The sequence below is a fragment of the Haloarcula salina genome, from assembly GCF_049603855.1.
Classification (GTDB): domain Archaea; phylum Halobacteriota; class Halobacteria; order Halobacteriales; family Haloarculaceae; genus Haloarcula; species Haloarcula salina_A.
This window is the reverse complement of sequence record NZ_CP187146.1, coordinates 3,203,657-3,219,367: the sequence shown is the minus strand read 5'-3', so window position 1 is coordinate 3,219,367 and position 15,711 is coordinate 3,203,657. Positions and strand designations below refer to the sequence as shown.

The 15,711-nt window shown below is 69.8% G+C and carries 21 protein-coding genes; 10 read left to right on the top strand and 11 right to left on the bottom strand.

Annotated features, from left to right (window positions below; genetic code table 11):
- The first annotated feature begins 3 nt into the window (after positions 1–3).
- Positions 4–156, top strand: a complete 153-nt coding sequence (locus ACOZ4I_RS16485) for a hypothetical protein (protein WP_424001471.1) — start codon at positions 4–6, stop codon at positions 154–156.
- Between the two features lie 275 nt (positions 157–431).
- Here the strand turns inward: ACOZ4I_RS16485 and ACOZ4I_RS16480 are convergent, their stop codons facing one another.
- The 3 genes from ACOZ4I_RS16480 to ACOZ4I_RS16470 all read right to left on the bottom strand — a co-directional run bounded on the left by ACOZ4I_RS16480 (position 432) and on the right by ACOZ4I_RS16470 (position 4,141).
- Positions 432–1,709 carry an adenosylhomocysteinase gene (locus tag ACOZ4I_RS16480; RefSeq protein WP_424001469.1) on the bottom strand — a complete coding sequence of 426 codons (1,278 nt, stop codon included), beginning with the start codon at positions 1,707–1,709 and terminating at the stop codon, positions 432–434.
- A 44-nt stretch (positions 1,710–1,753) separates the two neighbouring features.
- Positions 1,754–2,692, bottom strand: a complete 939-nt coding sequence (locus tag ACOZ4I_RS16475) for a hypothetical protein (protein WP_424001467.1) — start codon at positions 2,690–2,692, stop codon at positions 1,754–1,756.
- Between the two features lie 150 nt (positions 2,693–2,842).
- Positions 2,843–4,141, bottom strand: a complete 1,299-nt coding sequence (locus ACOZ4I_RS16470) for an amidohydrolase (protein ID WP_424001465.1) — start codon at positions 4,139–4,141, stop codon at positions 2,843–2,845.
- Positions 4,142–4,325: 184 nt separating this feature from the next.
- On the opposite strand from ACOZ4I_RS16470, the gene ACOZ4I_RS16465 reads away from it, so the two are divergent.
- Together ACOZ4I_RS16465 and hisG are read left to right on the top strand one after the other, a co-directional pair.
- Entirely contained in the window at positions 4,326–5,465 is a 1,140-nt protein-coding gene (locus ACOZ4I_RS16465; protein WP_424004826.1) for an MFS transporter, read from the top strand.
- Positions 5,466–5,506: 41 nt separating this feature from the next.
- Positions 5,507–6,355 carry an ATP phosphoribosyltransferase gene (gene hisG / locus ACOZ4I_RS16460; RefSeq protein ID WP_424001463.1) on the top strand — a complete coding sequence of 283 codons (849 nt, stop codon included), beginning with the start codon at positions 5,507–5,509 and terminating at the stop codon, positions 6,353–6,355.
- Positions 6,356–6,568: 213 nt separating this feature from the next.
- Here the strand turns inward: hisG and ACOZ4I_RS16455 are convergent, their stop codons facing one another.
- Positions 6,569–6,958, bottom strand: a complete 390-nt coding sequence (locus tag ACOZ4I_RS16455; protein WP_424001461.1) for a DUF7473 family protein — start codon at positions 6,956–6,958, stop codon at positions 6,569–6,571.
- A gap of 95 nt (positions 6,959–7,053) precedes the next feature.
- On the opposite strand from ACOZ4I_RS16455, the gene ACOZ4I_RS16450 reads away from it, so the two are divergent.
- Together ACOZ4I_RS16450 and ACOZ4I_RS16445 are read left to right on the top strand one after the other, a co-directional pair.
- Positions 7,054–8,085, top strand: coding sequence for a TIGR01177 family methyltransferase (locus ACOZ4I_RS16450; RefSeq protein ID WP_424004825.1), 1,032 nt, complete (start codon positions 7,054–7,056; stop codon positions 8,083–8,085).
- Between the two features lie 89 nt (positions 8,086–8,174).
- Positions 8,175–8,330, top strand: coding sequence for a rubrerythrin-like domain-containing protein (locus tag ACOZ4I_RS16445; protein WP_424001459.1), 156 nt, complete (start codon positions 8,175–8,177; stop codon positions 8,328–8,330).
- 17 nt (positions 8,331–8,347) lie between these two features.
- Here the strand turns inward: ACOZ4I_RS16445 and ACOZ4I_RS16440 are convergent, their stop codons facing one another.
- Genes ACOZ4I_RS16440 through ACOZ4I_RS16420 form a run of 5 tightly spaced genes read right to left on the bottom strand, consistent with a single transcriptional unit; the run spans position 8,348 to position 11,271 of the window.
- Complete coding sequence (locus ACOZ4I_RS16440) at positions 8,348–8,887, bottom strand: GTP-dependent dephospho-CoA kinase family protein (RefSeq protein WP_424001457.1); 540 nt, start codon at positions 8,885–8,887, stop codon at positions 8,348–8,350.
- Position 8,888: 1 nt separating this feature from the next.
- Entirely contained in the window at positions 8,889–9,086 is a 198-nt protein-coding gene (gene spt4 / locus ACOZ4I_RS16435; protein ID WP_162413402.1) for a transcription elongation factor subunit Spt4, read from the bottom strand.
- The gene (locus tag ACOZ4I_RS16430; RefSeq protein ID WP_162413401.1) at positions 9,086–9,664 is read right to left on the bottom strand and encodes a DNA-directed RNA polymerase; all 579 of its coding nucleotides are present in this window, start codon (positions 9,662–9,664) and stop codon (positions 9,086–9,088) included. Before ACOZ4I_RS16430 ends, spt4 begins: the two co-directional genes overlap by 1 nt.
- A 3-nt stretch (positions 9,665–9,667) precedes the next feature.
- Entirely contained in the window at positions 9,668–10,042 is a 375-nt protein-coding gene (locus ACOZ4I_RS16425; RefSeq protein ID WP_424001454.1) for a twitching motility protein PilT, read from the bottom strand.
- Positions 10,042–11,271: a translation initiation factor IF-2 subunit gamma gene (locus tag ACOZ4I_RS16420; RefSeq protein WP_424001452.1), complete on the bottom strand. Its 1,230-nt coding sequence runs from the start codon at positions 11,269–11,271 to the stop codon at positions 10,042–10,044. Before ACOZ4I_RS16420 ends, ACOZ4I_RS16425 begins: the two co-directional genes overlap by 1 nt.
- Before the next feature lie 204 nt (positions 11,272–11,475).
- Between ACOZ4I_RS16420 and ACOZ4I_RS16415 the strand changes: the two genes are divergently transcribed.
- The gene (locus tag ACOZ4I_RS16415) at positions 11,476–11,625 is read left to right on the top strand and encodes a 50S ribosomal protein L40e (RefSeq protein ID WP_424001450.1); all 150 of its coding nucleotides are present in this window, start codon (positions 11,476–11,478) and stop codon (positions 11,623–11,625) included.
- A 95-nt stretch (positions 11,626–11,720) separates the two neighbouring features.
- Here the strand turns inward: ACOZ4I_RS16415 and ACOZ4I_RS16410 are convergent, their stop codons facing one another.
- Together ACOZ4I_RS16410 and ACOZ4I_RS16405 are read right to left on the bottom strand one after the other, a co-directional pair.
- Entirely contained in the window at positions 11,721–12,623 is a 903-nt protein-coding gene (locus ACOZ4I_RS16410) for a hypothetical protein (protein WP_424001448.1), read from the bottom strand.
- Positions 12,624–12,692: 69 nt separating this feature from the next.
- On the bottom strand, positions 12,693–13,304 hold the full coding sequence (locus ACOZ4I_RS16405; RefSeq protein ID WP_424004824.1) for an MBL fold metallo-hydrolase: 612 nt from the start codon (positions 13,302–13,304) through the stop codon (positions 12,693–12,695).
- Between the two features lie 212 nt (positions 13,305–13,516).
- Between ACOZ4I_RS16405 and ACOZ4I_RS16400 the strand changes: the two genes are divergently transcribed.
- The 4 genes from ACOZ4I_RS16400 (at position 13,517) to hisH (ending at position 15,709) form a co-directional block, all read left to right on the top strand.
- Entirely contained in the window at positions 13,517–13,702 is a 186-nt protein-coding gene (locus ACOZ4I_RS16400; RefSeq protein ID WP_162413395.1) for a DUF5786 family protein, read from the top strand.
- Between the two features lie 79 nt (positions 13,703–13,781).
- Positions 13,782–14,336: a DUF99 family protein gene (locus ACOZ4I_RS16395; protein WP_424001446.1), complete on the top strand. Its 555-nt coding sequence runs from the start codon at positions 13,782–13,784 to the stop codon at positions 14,334–14,336.
- Between the two features lie 63 nt (positions 14,337–14,399).
- Positions 14,400–14,987: a uracil-DNA glycosylase gene (locus ACOZ4I_RS16390; protein WP_424001444.1), complete on the top strand. Its 588-nt coding sequence runs from the start codon at positions 14,400–14,402 to the stop codon at positions 14,985–14,987.
- Positions 14,988–15,061: 74 nt separating this feature from the next.
- Positions 15,062–15,709: an imidazole glycerol phosphate synthase subunit HisH gene (gene hisH / locus ACOZ4I_RS16385; RefSeq protein ID WP_424001442.1), complete on the top strand. Its 648-nt coding sequence runs from the start codon at positions 15,062–15,064 to the stop codon at positions 15,707–15,709.
- Positions 15,710–15,711 lie beyond the last annotated feature (2 nt).

Sequence of the window (15,711 nt, the reverse complement as noted above, 5' to 3'; positions counted from 1 at the left end):
CACATGACGCACACACACGACACCGATTCACGGTCTGGCATCCGAGCGACCTTCGAAGAGTACGACGTCGGCGAGAGCACGGTCGCCCACATCGGCGACCCGGAGAACCGGTCGGCCTGGATTCAGTCGACCGTCTCCGTCGACGTGCAACGATAGCGGCCGCCCCCTCACTGACACTACGGAGTTCTGGCACGCTGCTTCGGCCCTTCGCTTTCTGCGTTCTACGGTTCTTTCTCTCGTTTGCTCTCTCTGTCTCGCGGCGTCGCCGCTCGACTGCCAAGTGGTCTTCGCTGCGCTCAGACCACTCTACGTCCCTCACGGGTCACTTCGTTCCCCGCTCGGGTATTCGAGGCCTCCCTTCGGTCGGCCTCGCTATTGCTCGCGGCTTCGCCGCTCGACTAAACGGCGGTCCTCACTTCGTTCGGACCGCCCTACGTCCCGTGCTGCCAGGAATCCATATACTCGGCCTGCGTGTCGGTCAGCGCGTCGAACTCGACGCCTTCAGCGTCCAGTTTGATCTCGGCGACTTCCTTGTCCAGTTCGTCCGGGACGGCGTGGACGCCGGCGTCGTAGTCGTCGCCGTTCTCGATCAGTTCGCGGACGCAGACGGCCTGTACGCCGAAGCTCTGGTCCATGACCTCGACGGGGTGGCCCAGCGCGATGGGCGTCGCGAGGTTGACCAGACGGCCCTCTGCGAGGACGTTCAGACGGCGGCCGTCGGCCATCTCGTAGGTCTGGACGCCGTCGCGGGACTCGTAGGTGTCGCTGGCGAGGTCCGACAGCGCGTCGAGGTCGATCTCCACGTCGAAGTGGCCGGCGTTGGCGAGCAGGACGCCGTCCTGCATGGCCTCGAAGTGCTCCTCGACGATCACGTCGCGGTTGCCCGTCGTGGTGATGAACACGTCGCCGACCTCGGCGGCTTCGGCCATCGGCTTCACGTCGTAGCCCTCCATGTGGGCTTCGAGCGCGCGGCGGGGTTCGACCTCCGTGACGACCACGTCGGCGTTCTGGCCCGCGGCCTTCTTCGCGACGCCCTTGCCGCAGTAGCCGTAGCCGGCGACGACGACGGTCTTGCCGGCCCACGAGAGGTTCGTCGTCATGGCGATGGAGGCCAGCGAGGACTCGCCGGTGCCGTGGACGTTGTCGAACAGGCGCTTCATCGGCGTGTCGTTGACGGCGAACACCGGATACTTCAGCTCGCCGTCCTCGTCCATGGCACGCAGGCGGTGGACGCCGGTGGTGGTCTCCTCGGCCCCGCCGACGATGGTGTCGATGAGTTCGGGGTAGTCCTCGTGGATGGCCGCGACGAGGTCCATGCCGTCGTCGACAGTGATGGTCGGGTCGTGGTCGATGACGGCCTCGATGGCGTCGTAGTACGCTTCGTCGTCGACGCCCCGCTCGGCGTAGGAGGTGACGCCGTCGACGGCGTCGAGCGCGGCGCTCACGTCGTCGTGCGTCGAGAGTGGGTTACAGCCTGTGATGGCGACCTCCGCGCCGCCGGCGGCGAGGATTTCGGCCAGGACGGCGGTCTTCGCTTCGACGTGCATCGCCATGCCGATGCGCTCGCCGGCGAAGGGCTGGTCCGCTTCGAACTGCTCGCGAAGTGCGTCGCAGATCGGCATGTGCTGAATGGCCCAGTCCATCTTCTTGCGGCCGGACTCACGGGCCTCGTCGGCGTCGTCGAGACGATCTGAAATCGGGGCTGTCATGCCCGAATAGTCGAATAGATGTCGTAAAATCCTACCGAAGCCGCTCAGTTGCCGCGGTCGCTCGGCGGGCCGTTCCCGTTTCCGCCGGTGTTCCCGTTCCCGCCACCGTTCCCGCCGCTGTTGCCGTTCTCACTGCCGGACCCGTCGTTCCCGCGGTCGTCCGACGCGTCGTCGTCCTCGGCCTCGGTTTCCGTTTCGGTCTCAGTCTCCTCGTCCGTCTCGCCGTCCGGTCCGCGGTCCTCGGGCGGCCCGCGGCGCTCACTCGGGTGGGTCTCGTTTTCGTCTTCGGTCTCGTCGTCAGCCGCGTTCGGGCCGCGGTCTTCCGGCGGGCCGCGGCGTTTGTCGTCGGTCTCGTTGTCGCCGTCATCGCCGAAGATGTCGGCCGGCGGGCCGCGGCGGTCGCTCGGATGGGTCGCGTTCTCGCTCTCGTTCTCGCCCGTCACGTGCGCCGGCGGGCCGGCGTGGTCCGGCGCGTTGCCGGGGTTGTTCGCGGTGACGAAACTGGCGACGGCCGGTCCGATGCCGCCCGTTCGGTTCTCGTCGCCGAGCAGGTCGGCGACGAACGCCGAGACTTCGAGCCCGAAGTTCGCGAACTCCGTCTCGTTCGTCGCGTTCGTGGGCGCGACCGTCAGGTCGGCCGTCGTCACGGCGGTCCGGTTGTCGGCGGTGGCGTTCACCTCGACCGTGACGTTCTGCTCGGGCGCGGGCAGCCCGACCGTGCCGTTCTCGTCGGTCGTGTAGTCACCGGTCCCGGCGTAGGACGCGTTGTCGACCGTCTCGACGGCGACCGAGGCGTTCGCGACGCCCGTGTCGTTCGCCGTGACCGATACCGTCGCGCTCCCGTCGTCGGCCTGCGTGACGCCGACCGCGAGCGCGTTCCCCGCGGTGTTTCCGGCCGAGTCCGCCCCGGCGACCAGGCCCGGGCCGGCGGCCAGTGCGATCAGTCCGACGGCGGCGTACAGGGCAAACAGTTTCGTGCGCATCGTACCCTGTACCTCCACCGAGACGGCGATAAACACCCCCTCTCGTTCAACTCGTTCACCTCGTTCGAGGCGGGAGAGAAACCGTCCGAGAACCGCCGATACCGTTTATACACTGTTCTCGCCGTTTAGTTACCACTTCACTTCGATCGGCTAGGACTCCGCGCGCTCGACCAGTGCTTCGGCGCGCTCGGCGGCCCGCTCGCGCACCGCCGCCTCGTCGAACACCTCGACGGACCGGTCGCGCATGAGTACCTCGCCGTCACAGACCGTGTGGCGCACGTCGCTCCCGCGGACGGCGTAGGCGAGGTGCGAGACGAGGTCGTGGGCCGGCGTCAGGTGCGGCGCGTCGAGGTCGATGACGGCGAGGTCGGCGTTCGCATCGGCCTCGATGCGGCCGCTGTCGAAGCCGAGCAGGTCCGCGCCGTTTGCCGTCGCCATCTCCACGACCGTGCCGGCGTCGACGGCGCTGGCGTCGTCGGCCGCCAGCTTCCCGAGCATGGCCGCGTCGCGCATCTCGTCGAACATGTCGAGGTCGTTGTTCGAGGCCGCGCCGTCGGTCCCGATGCCGACGGTGATGCCGGCGTCGAGCATGTCCTGGACGGGCGCCATCCCGCTGGCGAGCTTCATGTTCGAGGCCGGGCAGTGCGCGACGCCGGTGCCCGTCTCGGCCAGCAGATCGATCTCGCTGTCGTCGACGTGGACGCCGTGGGCGATGTACGCGTCGCCGTCGAGCAGGCCGAGGTCCGCGGCGTAGGCGAGGGGGCGCACGCCGTGTTCGTCGACGATGGGCGTCACCTCGTCGCGCGTCTCGTTGGCGTGGAAGTGCAGCGAGCGGTCCGCCGAAAGCGCCTCGGGAACGAACTCCCGGAAGTACTCCTCGCCGACCGTCGTCAGCGAGTGGGGCTGGAACGTCGTCCGAACCCGGCCGTCGGCTGCGCCGTCGAGTCGCTCGGCCACGTCGAGGCTCTCTTGCAGGTCCGCCCGCGCGCCCTCCTCGTCCTTCCCGACCGTGACCGCGGTGAACCCGAGGACTGCCCGCATCCCGGCCTGGTCGACGGCCTCGGCGATCTCCTCGACCTCGAAGTACATATCCGAGAGGCTGGTCGTCCCGGACCGGATCATCTCGACCAGCCCGAGTTCCGCGCCGGCGCGGATGTCTTCGGGCGTCAGTTCCGCCTCTACCGGCCAGACGTCCTCGCGGAGCCACGCGCCGAGGGGCTTGTCGTCCGCGAGACCGCGCAGCATCGTCATCGCGACGTGGGTGTGGGCGTTGACCAGCCCCGGGATGACGAGGCTGTTCTCGGCGTCGAGTTCGTCGTCGCCGTCGAGCGTGCCGGGGTCGTCGACCGCGACGATGTCGCCGCTGTCCTGTGAGACCAGTACGTCCGCTCGCTCGACGGTCAGGTCCGGCTGGAGGACCCGCCCGCCCGTGACGAGGAGTTCAGTCATGGGCGGGGCTTCGCCGCCGCCGGTCTTAGTTCGACGGGTCTGCACCGCTCCCGTCGTCCGGTGTCGGCCCGCCGCCGCTTCCGCAGGGGTCTTTCGCCTCCGTCACGTTCGGGAGCACACGATGGCCATCGCCGACCGCATCCACCGGCGCGTCCGCGGCTTCCGCCGCGAGAGCCCGGGTCGGCTGCTGGGAGCCGTCGCCGCCGGGTGGTTCCTCGTCCTCGGGATGCGCTTCGTCGTCCCGGCCGTGCTGCCCACGATACGCGAGGAGTTCGTGGTCTCGAACGCCCAGGCCGGGCTGGCGGTGACGGTCCTCTGGCTCACCTACGCGGCGATGCAGTTCCCCGCCGGCGTCCTCATCGACCGGGTCGGCGAGCGGACGCTGCTGGTGGCCGCCGCGCTCCTGTCGGCCGTCGGCCTACTGGGGTACTTCTTCTCGCCGGTGTTCTCGCTGTTCTTGCTCGCGACGGCCGCGTTCGGATTCGGCAGCGGACTGTACGGGCCGACGCGCGGGACCGTCCTCGCCCGGACCTTCGACGCCCGCGAGGGGACGGCCTTCGGCGTCGTCATGGCCGCGGGGTCGATCGGCGCGGCGGCCCTGCCCGCGGTCGTCGCGCTGGTGACGACCCGCTACGGCTGGCGGCTGGCCTTCGCCGCCACCGCGCCGCTGTTCGGCCTCGTCGCCGTCGCGCTCTGGCTGACGGTCTCCGACCGCCCCGACAGCGAGACGACGCGGAGCCTCCGGACGGACCTGCGGGCCGCCGTCGCCGGCTTCCGCCACCGACCGCTACTGCTCGCCGTCGCCGGCGAGACGCTCATGCTGTTCGCCTTCCAGGCCGTGACGGCGTTTCTCACGACCTACCTCGTCACGGTCAGGGAGTTCCCGCAGGGGACCGCCGGCGCGCTCCTGTCGGTCCTGTTCGTCGGCGGCGCGCTCTCACAGACCGCCACCGGCCGCCTCGCCGACCGCTACGGGACGCCGACCGTCCTGACCGCCGTCGCGCTCGTCAGCGTCGTCCCGCTCGCGCTCGTCCCGTCCGTCGAAGGGCTGGTCCCGCTTGCGGCCGTCGCCGCGGCCATCGGCGTCCGGATGAGCGCCGGTCCGCTGTCGAACGCGTACATGGTCGACTCGCTCCCGGACGCCGTCCAGGGGACCGGCTGGGGCCTGCTCCGGACGGCCTTCTTCGCGGTCAGCTCGCTCGGCTCGACCGCGGTGGGCCTGCTCGCCGACCGCGGCCTGTTCGACACCGCCTTCTACCTGCTGGCCGGCCTGACGCTGCTGGCGGCGGGCGTGTTCGCCGTCCTGCCGCGCCGTGAATCGTAGCGAGGGGAAAGACAGTTGCCCCGCGGGGTGCCAGTGAGAGTATGCGAATCGCCGTCCCCAACAAGGGCCGCCTGCACGAGCCGAGCGAGGAACTGCTCGAACGCGCCGGCCTCCACCTCGTCAACGGCGCGGACCGCCAGCTCCACGCCGAGACCGTCGACCCCGACGTGACCGTGCTGTACGCCCGCGCCGCCGACATCCCGGAGTACGTCGCCGACGGCGCGGCCGACGTGGGCATCACCGGCCTCGACCAGGTCCGCGAGTCCGTCCCCGAGGAACTCGTCGAACTGCGCGACCTGGAGTTCGGCTCCTGTCGGCTCGTCCTCGCCGCGCCGGAGGACAGCCACGTCGAGACGGTCTACGACTTCGAGGGCGGCCGCATCGCCACGGAGTTCCCGACCGTCACCCGCCGGTACTTCGACCGCGTCGACGTCGACGTGGACGTGACCGAGGTCTCAGGTGCGACGGAACTCACGCCACACGTCGACATCGCCGACGGCATCGTCGACATCACCTCCACCGGGACGACGCTGCGGATGAACCGCCTCGAAGTCGTCGACGAGGTGCTCGAGAGCTCTGTGCGCCTGTTCGCCCGACCCGAGACGGCCGACGACGAGAAGGTCCAGCAGGTCGACACCGCGCTCGGCTCCGTCCTCGCCGCCGAGGACAAGCGCTACCTCATGATGAACGCCCCCGAGGACGCCCTCGACGACGTGGAGGAGGTCCTGCCCGGCATGGGCGGGCCGACCGTGATGGACATCGCCGGCTCCGACCAGGTCGCCGTCCACGCCGTCGTCGAGGAGCGCGCCGTCTTCGAGACCATCAGCGCCCTCAAGGACGTGGGCGCGAGCGACGTGCTCGTGACGGAGATCGAACGACTGGTGGAATAGTACCTTTTTACGGCGCGGGTGTCCTCGCGCCGACGGCGCTGCGGGCACCCCCGCCGCAAAAATCTACGCTAAAACGGCTCCGAGCCGCGGCCTGCGGCCGCGCTCGGAGTGAAACCGCGCCTTCGGCGCGGTATGCTAGTCGCGTCCGTCCCGCGCCGCAAACGGCCGCGGGCGTCCGGCAGTCGTTCTCCCACTTCGCGTTTGTTCCGAGGCTCAGAAGAACCCGAAGATGTTGTTCAGCGCGAACCCGAGCACCGCCGCGAACGCGAGGTGTAGCGCGACGAGCGGGGCCGTCGAGCGGGTCGACAGCCGGTAGGAGAGGCTGATGGCGATGCCGTCGGCGACGAGGGTGAGCAACAGGACGACCGCGACGCCGAGGTCGGCCGAAACGACACCCGACTCGACGCCCCAGCGCTGGAGAATCAGCGAGACGATCGTCGGCGCGACGGCGGCCTTGGCGGCCAACTGGCTCGGCACGTCGCCGATGAAGAACGTCGCGGCGAGGTGGAGCGTGACGCCGTAGAACAGCCAGGTGACGAGGACGGTCACGAGGACGGCGACGATGCCGCCGCCGGTCAGGCTCGGGGACCCGGACTGGAGCATACTCGGGGTACGGCGGGGCGGCGTTTGTGCGTTGTGTTCGCGCCGCTCGGCGGCGGACCGGCACGCTCATGCCCGCTCGCCCACACGGGTCGGGCGTGTACGTCCTCGAACTCGGCGGGCAGGACGACGCCTTCGCGGCGCGGGAGGCGGCGAGCGCCGCCAGCGCGGTCGACGTGCTCGCGCCCGGCCTCGCGACGGCGCGCGGCGTCAGCGACCGCGTCCGCCATCTCGCGTTCACCCACCGGGCCTGCGACCTGCTCGGGACCACAGATCCCGCCGTCGAGAGCGCCGAAGCGCTGCTCGACGCGGCGACGATAGAGCGCGAGGGGAGCGTCGCGGTCCGCGCGGTCGACGTGCGAGCGAGCACCGGAATCGACACCCAGCGCGCCGAGCGGACGCTGGGCGGTGTCCTGACCGACCGCGGCTTCGACGTGGACCTCGAAACGCCCGAGAACGTCCTCTACGCCTACTTCTCGGACCCCGATGGCGACGAAGAGGGCGGGACCGGCGAGGCCTGCTGCGCCCTCGGCTGGCTCGCGGCCGAAAGCGTCCGGGACTTCGGCGAGCGCCAGCCCACCGACCGGCCCTTCTTCCAGCCCGGGAGCATGGACCCGCTCGAAGCCCGCGCGCTGGTCAACGTCGCCGGCGCTCGGCCGGGCGCGACGGTGCTCGACCCGATGTGTGGCACCGGCGGCCTCCTGCTCGAAGCGGGGCTGGTCGGCGCTCGCGTGGTCGGTGGCGACGCACAGGAAAAGATGGTTCGCGGGACGAGCGAGAACCTCCGGTACGCCCTCGACGACGACGGCCACCCCGACCGGGCGGCCTACCCCGAATCGGGGCCCTGGGACGTGTTCCGGGCCGACGCGGCCTCGCTGCCGGTCGCCGACGGAGCCGTCGACGCCGTCGTCTTCGACGCGCCCTACGGTCGCCAGTCCCGAATCGAGGGCGACCTCGACCCCCTCGTTTCCGGTGCGCTCGGCGACGCGAACCGGGTGGCGTCGCGTTGCGTGCTCGTCGCCGACCGCGACTGGCGCGACGCCGCGACCGGCGCCGGGTGGACGGTCGACGGCTACTTTCGGCGGCGCGTCCACCGCTCGCTCGTCAGGCACGTCCACGTCCTGGAGTGAACGTTCGTCCACTTTTGGTGAACGTTCGGTCGCAAAATCCGTGCTGTGAGCAAGGTTTATACGGTAACAAGTACCATGTGTGTGTAAGTATGCCAACCTGGTCGGATCCGGCGCCCTGTGACGACGACGAACAGCTCTTCGAGTGCCCGGACTGCGGGAAGCGGCTCTGTAGCGAGCTCTCGGCGGTGACCTGTGACCGCTGTGAGACAGAGATGCAGAACCTCAGCGTCCCGCGGCCGGAGTAATCGTCAGCGGCCGCTTCCTATTCTCCGAGTAACTCGAAGGCCCGCTCCGTGTCACCGTCCATCCGCTCCAGCAGCGACCGCGCGCGTTCTCTGGCCGACTCGTCGCAGGTGACCAGCACCATCCCTTCGTCAGGCTGACCGTAGACGACGCTGGCCCCGGTAGGCGCGACGATCACGGCCGGGAGCGCGGCGAGGTCTTCTTCGCCGTCCACGTCGAGCAGCGTCGTCTCGTCGCTCTCGATCCCGTCCCGGATCGCCGCCAGCAGCGCCGCGGTCAGCGTCGCCGCCGGGTTCTCGACGGTCCGCTCGACGTCGAACCCGCCGATGGCGGCCGTCACGTCGCCGTCGACGGCCGAGCGCTTGGTCTGCTCGTCGACCAGCGCGAGGTCAGGGACGCGTCCGCCCTCGATCAGGTGGTAGGTGACCATGTCGCCGACGGCGATCAGCGGCTCGCCGGCGTCGGCGAGCAGCGCGGCTGTGTCGGTGTAGATCGGCCCGAGCGGCTCTTTCAGTTCGCTTCGCAGGCCGCGCGGGAGTTCGAGAACGGTGTCTGGCACGTTAGCGGACTTTCAGCGCGTACTTGCCCGGCTTGGTGACTTCCATCTCTTTCGCGATGTCGGAGCGCTCGGGGTGGGCGATGACGACGTAGCCCGCCCAGTCCTCGGTCAGCGACGTGCCGCCGCAGGCCTCGCACTGGCTCTCGATCTCCGCGCCCTGGACGCGGTGACAGTCGCGACAGACGAGTCGGTCAGCCATCAGCTATCACCGGCCTCGGCCGTTCCCTCGCGCCGCTCGCGCTCCTCCTGGAGCCAGCCGTGCTTGCCCAGGCCGACCTGCTTGGCCGTGAGGCCGATCTTGGAGTCGCGCGGGTTGCGCTCGTCGATGCTCTTCGTGACGATTCGCGCCCGGACGGCGTCGCCGACGGTGAGCGTCCGATTGGACTCGCGGGAGGCGAGCTGCTGGTTCTCCTCGTCGTAGGCGAGGTACTCGTCGGAGATCTGCGAGACGTGCAGCAGGCCGTCGACCGGCCCGATGCCGATGAACGCCCCGAAGTTGACGACCTCGACGACCTCCCCGTCGACCACTTCCTGCATCTGCGGATCGAAGGTCAGCGCGTCGAACTCGGCCTCGTAGTAGACGCCGGGTTCGTTCGGCAGGACGGCCCCGTCGCCGATGTCGTGGACCTCGATGACGGAGACGACGCTGCCCACGTCCTCGTCCATTCGACCTTCGAGTTTCTCCTGCAGGAGCTTCTTGACCAGCCCCGGACTGACGTCTGCCAGAAACCGCGGCGGGACTTCGACCGTGTCGCGTAGGCGTACCCGTTTATACATGTGTTATGGTTGAGTGATACCCAGTTTGTTCCGGCCCCTTAAACTAATTACTGGAACGCCCGCGTCGAGCAGGCGGCGTTTGAGGGGTTTGTCGTTCGTGACTGCGTGCGTCGCGTCGTCGCGCCGTGCGAGTTCGAGTACCGCGTCGTCTGCGTAGTCAGCGTCCGTCTCCCGGACCGTACAGCGCTCGAGCAGGTCCCGACCGACGGCGGCCGCGGTGGCCTCCTCGCCCGCACCGTCGGCCAGCTTCTCCAGTTCGTCGCGGACGGCCGCCGGGACGACGTGGTCCGTCGCGCCGACGACCCTGTCGAGTTCCTCGAACAGTCGCACGTTGCATTCGATCGGCATCATCAGCGCGTTCGTGTCCAGCACGATCATCACCGCAGCGTGCCGACGCCGATGAGTCGCCACCGCGCGCCGACCCGGCGGTTGATGGCGATCTTCGCGCCCGACTCCGCACAGACGGGGCGCTTGAGCGCGACCTCGCACTCGTCGTCCCGGGCGCTCGTGACCGAGCCGACAGTGGTCGCGGTTCCGATGGTCAGCATCAGCGGTTCGCCGGTCGAAATCTCGTCGACCTCGCCGCCGTCGTCGCCGACGATGCGTTCGAGCAGGTCCACGTCCATCGTGAACGTCTCGCGGGTCGGCGGGAGGCTGCCGGGCGGGCCGGCGACCTGGCCGGCCAGCGCGTCGCCCTTGGTGATCGAGGGATCGAGCCCGGTGCCGACGCCGAGCAGGCCGCCCGGCGTCACCGTGTCGACGAACTCGCCGCCAGACTGCAGCGACCGGACCGTCGTCGTCACGGGCTGCCACTCCGTCTTGCCGCCCTCCTCGACCTCGCGGCCGGGGCGAAGCTCGATCTCGTCGTCGACGTCCAGTTGCCCGCTGACGAGCGAACCGCCCAGCACGCCGCCCATCAGGTCCTCCCAGGTCGTGCCCGGGCGGTTGATGTCGAACGAGCGCGCGACCATCATGCGGGCGTCCGCGTCGGGGTCGCGCTCGGGGGTGGGAATCTCCTCCTCGATGGCCTCGATGAGCAGGTCGATGTTGGCCTCCTGGCCGGCGCTGATGGGGACGACCGGCGCGCCCTCCGCGACGGTCCCCTCGACGAACTCCTGGATCTGCTCGTAGTTCTGTTTCGCCCGCTCCTCGTCGACGAGGTCGACCTTGTTCTGGGCGATGACGATGTTGTCGATGCCGATGATGTCGAGCGCGCTCAGGTGCTCTTCGGTCTGGGCCTGCGGGACGGGCTCGGTCGCCGAGATGACGAGGACCGCGCCGTCCATGATGGCCGCGCCGGACAGCATCGTCGCCATGAGCGTCTCGTGGCCGGGGGCGTCCACGAACGACACCGTCCGGAGGTGGTCGGTGTCGACGTCGTGGTCCTCGCAGTGTTCGTCGACAGTAAAGGCCTCTGGCTCCTCGGCCTCCGGGCAGCGACGGAACGTCGCGTCGGCGTAGCCGAGTCGGATAGAGATACCGCGCTTCATCTCCTCGGAGTGCTGGTCGGTCCACTCGCCGGACAGCGCCTGTACGAGCGTCGTCTTCCCGTGGTCGACGTGTCCGACGAGTCCGATGTTCACCTCCGGTTGTTTGTTCGATGTCATTTCGAGAGTAATCTTGGTTGAGTTTCGCCACGTGCAACTGATAAACCTACTGTTTGCGCCCGGAGACCGCCCGTCGTGACCGGCCCGCGACCGCCGAGGCGGCCGTTCGCCGGGCGATGGGACGTCGGGAGGGTGCGGTTCCCGCGGCTCTGGGGCGCGAACGGAAACTCAAAACTTAACCGCGCGGACTGGAAAGGGACGCGCATGGCTAGCTTCGAGAAAGCGTCCGACCGAATCCTGAGCAAGCAGATCTGCATGCGGTGTAACGCTCGCAACCCCCAGCGCGCGCGGCAGTGCCGCAAGTGCGGCTACGGCAAGCTCCGCCCGAAGGCCAAGGAACCGCGCAGCGCATAACGCCGCCGTCTTTCTCTCGTCGAGTGGTCAGCCGGATCCAGCGGCGGCACTCGCCGTCGAAGCCGTCCGTCTCGCGTGGTTGTCCTGTCGAGTCGCTACCGCAACCGCCGCTCGTCGGCCGCGTCGTCGTCGAGCGTTCCGATTCGGACCGCCGCGTGCGAGACGATGAGTTCCAGCAGCTTGCGGTCCTCCTCGGCCACGGCGGCGTCGCCGGTCGTCAGGGAGACGACGACGGTCGCCGCGTCGCCGTCGTCGTGGACGACCGCGGACACGCCGCCCGCCACGCGCTCGGGGAGGTCGACCGGGAATCCCTCGTCGTGGACGACCACGTCGCCCTGTGGCTGGGTCCGAATCGCCTCGGCGAGCCGTCCGAGGGCCCCCTCGTCGACGGTCCGAATCGTGTTCGCGAGCGCCACTGCGCCGCCGTCCTCGACCCGGACGACAGCGGTCTCCTCCATCCCGGTCATCGTCCCGAGCGCCTCGACGACGAAGGCGGCCACGCCGTCGACGCGCTGTGCGCTGGCGATCGCCCGGCCGTAGTTGTTCACGTCCGCCGCTTTCCCGGCGAACGCCTCGATCCGGTCGCGCTCGCGTTCGAGTTCGCGGAGCCGGGCTCGGCTCTGTGCGTCGTAGAGGCCGACCAGCACGCCGGCGAGCGCGCCGACCGTGGCGAGGTCGACGGTGAGCACCGACGCCCGGGCGAGCGAGCCGGTGGCGACGCGCTGGCTGAACAGCACCAGCGCCGCGACCGCCGCGAGCGCGACCGTGCCGCCGACCGCCCACGTCGCGACCCGCGTCGCCGCCCCCTCGAACGTCGAGTCCCGGGCCAGCCAGACGCCGGCGTAGGCGACCGCCAGCGCCATCGCGGCGAACGGCAGCGCGTCGAGGGCGACCGCGACCGGGATGTCGGTCTGCTGGACCGCGTGCAGGACCTGGATCGCGGCCAGCGCGACGCCGGCGATGGCCAGCGCCGCTCCCGTCCCCTGTCGCTGATTCATGCCCGTACCTGACGCCCGAGCGAGTAGAGCGTTACGCCGGCTCCGCGCTCGAACGGCCGCCGGTCCGCCTCACTCGTCGGGATACTTCGGCTCCCGGCGCTCGGCGCGTTCCAGCGCGCGTTCGACCACCGCGCGAACGTCGCCGCGGAAGACGCCGCCGTGGCCCGAGTACATGTGCTCGACGCCGTCGGGCAGCCGGGCGAGCAGGTCTTCGATGCTCTCGATGAGGCGCTCGCGGGACTGGCCCGGCCGGTCCGTCCGGCCGAAGGAGCCGTCGTCGAACGCGCCGTCGTCGTGGACGACCACGTCGCCCGAGAACAGCGACGACGCCGAGACCAGCGAGACGTGGTCGTCGGCGTGGCCCGGCGTGTAGACGACCTCGCACTCCTCGTCACCCACGAGCAGGGTGTCGCCGTCGTCGAGCGCGCGGTCCCGCCGGGGGTGAGCGGCGTAGGCGTACAGCGGCGCGTCGAAGGCGTCGAGGACGGCGTCGAGTTGCTGGACGTGGTCGCCGTGCTGGTGGGTCAGTACGACGGCGTCGAGCGAGTCGGCGTGCTCGCGGATCGCGTCGACGACGCCGTCCATCGCGCCCGCGTCGACCAGCGTCGTCCGCTCGCCGACCGCGAGATAGGCGTTGCAGGTGAACGTCTCCGCGTCGGCCGTGACGTTGTGAACGTCCATGTCCGGGTCCAGTGGCGCGGCCCGCTTGAGTGTACTGTCCGGTCGTCGGCCGGGGTCGCTGGCGAGCGATGGGGCCATCCTCATCCCCGTCACGTCCTTCGATTACCCGTGTTCTGCCCTCACGGAACGGACGGAAACGGGCCGCAGGGGCCGCCAGACGGTGAAACCGGCGAGTGATTTTTCAACATGAACGTCATAGTCCTACACGTACCATGGGGTTCGGGAGCTACGACGAGTCGGAACAAGACAACCAGGAGTACGACACAGACTTCGAGGACGAGGACGGCCTCGATGCTGAAGAAAACGCCCACGAGGGCGACGTGGAGTTCGAGTTCACCGCGTCGAACGACGAACTCCTCGACAGGCTCAAAGACATCAAGAACGACCAGAACACGTGACGCGGACCGCCGTGAGTGAGCGCCCGAGCGGCCCCGCGACGCTGTGCTGTCGCTCGGGAACGCAGGCACGGCCGTCCGCATGAAAGCGGGGGTTCGCGCCCTCGGCATCGCCGAGTCGTACAGCGACGACACTAGCCACCTCGCCGGCGCGGTCGTCCGCGCCAGCCGGGTGGTCGACGGCTTCGTTTTCGGGACCTGCGCGGTCGGCGGGAGCGACGCGACCGACGCCGTCTGCGGGATGGTCGACCGCCTCGACCGCGAGGACGTTCGCTACCTGCTGGCGGCCGGCATCGCGCCGGCGTGGTTCAACGTCCTCGACCTCGCGGCGATCGCCGACCGCACCGACCTGCCGGTCGTCTCGGTCACCTTCGAGTCCTCGCCGGGGCTGGAGGGAGCCATCCGCGAGGCGTTCGACGACCCCGAGACGGTTCGGGACCGACTGGCGACCTACCGCGCCCAGCCCGAGCGCCGGCCGGTGTCGGTGAACGGCGAGACCGTGTACGTCCGGGCGGTCGGCCTCGACGACGGCGAGGCGGCCGACGTGGTCCGCGCGTTCACGCCCGAGGGCGGCCGACCCGAACCGCTACGGGTGGCTCGGCTGGCCGCCCGGGCGCGCGAATCCGAGCGCGACTGACGGCCCCTCCGCAACCGAGCGCCGGACCACCGCGTTTGATACCCCCCGGCCCGAACGGCGGGTATGGAGCAGATGGACGGCCTCGACGTGGTCGACTGCGAGCGCTGTGACGACCTCTGTGCGTCGCGCTCGCGCATCGTCAACGGCGTCGGGCCAGCGGACGCGGACCTGCTGTTCGTCGGCGAGGCCCCCGGCGCGAACGAGGACGAGCGGGGCGAGCCGTTCGTCGGCCGGAGCGGCGACGTGCTGGACGAGACGCTGCGCGAGGTCGGACTGGACCGCGGCGACGTGCGCATCACCAACTGCGTGCGCTGTCGCCCACCGGACAACCGCGACCCGCGGACGGGCGAACTCGCGAACTGCCGGGAGTACCTGGAGACCGAGATCGACCGCGTCGACCCCGAGGTCGTCGTCACGCTCGGGAAGGTCCCGGCCGAGCACCTGCTGGAGCGCGACGTGGCCGTCACGGGCGAGGCGGGCGACGTCTTCGACGTGCCCATCGCCGGCGAGCCCCGGCGCGTCCTCGTCTCCGTCCACCCGGCGGCGACGCTGTACGACCCGAGCCAGACGGAGACGTTCGAGGCGGCCCTCGAAACCGCGGCGGAGTTCACCGACGCCCGGAGCGGGCAGTCGCGGCTCGGTGAGTTCTAGCAGGCCGTGAACGGCCCCGTTACGGACTTGCGCGAACAGGAAGTCACTTATCCGCCGTCGGCGAACGAACGGGTATGAGTGTCAGACAGACGACCGCGGACGTGGTCGTCGTCGATTACGGGCTTGGGAACCTCAGGAGCGTCACGCGCGGCCTCGAACGCGCCGGCGCGGACGTGACCCTCTCCGAGGACCCCGCCGAGTTCGACGCGGCCGACGGCGTCGTCCTCCCCGGCGTCGGCGCGTTCTCCGAGGGAATGGACAACGCCGGGCCCTTTCGCGACGCGCTGGTCGAGCAGGCCGAGTCGGGCACGCCGCTCTTTGGCATCTGCCTCGGGATGCAGATGCTCCTGACGACGAGCGAAGAGGCCGACCACGCCGGTCAGGGCGACGCCGAGGGGCTGGACCTCATCCCGGGGAAGAACGTCCGGTTCAGCCGCGACCAGACCGTCCCGCACATGGGCTGGAACGAACTCGACGTGGTGCGCGAGCACCCGCTCGTCGAGGGCGTTAATGGCGAGTACGCCTACTTCGTCCACTCCTATTACGCCGTCCCCGACGACGAGGGCGCGACGGTGGCGACGACGGACTACGGCGTCGACTTCGCCTCCATCGTCGCCAACGAGGCCGGCAACGTCTTCGGCACGCAGTTCCACCCGGAGAAGTCCGGCGAGACGGGGCTTCGCATCCTCAGGAACTTCGTCGACTACTGCATCGACCGCTGACC

Coding starts and splice junctions, on each gene's coding strand:
- ACOZ4I_RS16485 (WP_424001471.1), top strand. CDS start 4: ATGACGCACACACACGACACCGATTCACGGTCTGGCATCCGAGCGACC.
- ACOZ4I_RS16480 (WP_424001469.1), bottom strand. CDS start 1,709: ATGACAGCCCCGATTTCAGATCGTCTCGACGACGCCGACGAGGCCCGT.
- ACOZ4I_RS16475 (WP_424001467.1), bottom strand. CDS start 2,692: ATGCGCACGAAACTGTTTGCCCTGTACGCCGCCGTCGGACTGATCGCA.
- ACOZ4I_RS16470 (WP_424001465.1), bottom strand. CDS start 4,141: ATGACTGAACTCCTCGTCACGGGCGGGCGGGTCCTCCAGCCGGACCTG.
- hisG (WP_424001463.1), top strand. CDS start 5,507: ATGCGAATCGCCGTCCCCAACAAGGGCCGCCTGCACGAGCCGAGCGAG.
- ACOZ4I_RS16455 (WP_424001461.1), bottom strand. CDS start 6,958: ATGCTCCAGTCCGGGTCCCCGAGCCTGACCGGCGGCGGCATCGTCGCC.
- ACOZ4I_RS16445 (WP_424001459.1), top strand. CDS start 8,175: ATGCCAACCTGGTCGGATCCGGCGCCCTGTGACGACGACGAACAGCTC.
- spt4 (WP_162413402.1), bottom strand. CDS start 9,086: ATGGCTGACCGACTCGTCTGTCGCGACTGTCACCGCGTCCAGGGCGCG.
- ACOZ4I_RS16430 (WP_162413401.1), bottom strand. CDS start 9,664: ATGTATAAACGGGTACGCCTACGCGACACGGTCGAAGTCCCGCCGCGG.
- ACOZ4I_RS16425 (WP_424001454.1), bottom strand. CDS start 10,042: ATGATCGTGCTGGACACGAACGCGCTGATGATGCCGATCGAATGCAAC.
- ACOZ4I_RS16420 (WP_424001452.1), bottom strand. CDS start 11,271: ATGACATCGAACAAACAACCGGAGGTGAACATCGGACTCGTCGGACAC.
- ACOZ4I_RS16415 (WP_424001450.1), top strand. CDS start 11,476: ATGGCTAGCTTCGAGAAAGCGTCCGACCGAATCCTGAGCAAGCAGATC.
- ACOZ4I_RS16410 (WP_424001448.1), bottom strand. CDS start 12,623: ATGAATCAGCGACAGGGGACGGGAGCGGCGCTGGCCATCGCCGGCGTC.
- ACOZ4I_RS16405 (WP_424004824.1), bottom strand. CDS start 13,304: ATGGACGTTCACAACGTCACGGCCGACGCGGAGACGTTCACCTGCAAC.
- ACOZ4I_RS16400 (WP_162413395.1), top strand. CDS start 13,517: ATGGGGTTCGGGAGCTACGACGAGTCGGAACAAGACAACCAGGAGTAC.
- ACOZ4I_RS16395 (WP_424001446.1), top strand. CDS start 13,782: ATGAAAGCGGGGGTTCGCGCCCTCGGCATCGCCGAGTCGTACAGCGAC.
- ACOZ4I_RS16390 (WP_424001444.1), top strand. CDS start 14,400: ATGGAGCAGATGGACGGCCTCGACGTGGTCGACTGCGAGCGCTGTGAC.
- hisH (WP_424001442.1), top strand. CDS start 15,062: ATGAGTGTCAGACAGACGACCGCGGACGTGGTCGTCGTCGATTACGGG.